The 320-nt window shown below is 29.7% G+C and carries 1 pseudogene; it reads left to right on the top strand.

The window, feature by feature from the left end:
* Positions 1–320: pseudogene (locus ELQ11_RS09760) on the top strand (hypothetical protein); the annotation flags it as partial.

Raw genomic sequence — 320 nt, forward strand, 5'->3', positions numbered from 1 at the left:
ATTATCTTTACTCCAAGTTTTAAAGCTAAACCTAAAGCTCCTAATAGCACTCAAGGTATTGTTATAGGAGAGAGTAAGGATATAGAAAGTGAGAGAAATACTATTTATACTGATGAGCATGGAAGGGTTAAGGTAAGGATTAATCTTTATGCCAATCAAGAAGAATTAGATAATGATACTTTTATTGCAAATGATATAGATACAAATTCTTCTAATTTATCAAGCAATACTTATAAATCTTATCATCACACTCCTTTTTTAAGAGTAGCTTCTAGTATAGCAAGTAATCATTCAGGTTTTTTTCATACTCCAAGAATAGG

The sequence above is a fragment of the Campylobacter sp. US50a genome, assembly GCF_004379015.1.
GTDB classification, from domain to species: Bacteria; Campylobacterota; Campylobacteria; order Campylobacterales; family Campylobacteraceae; genus Campylobacter_D; species Campylobacter_D jejuni.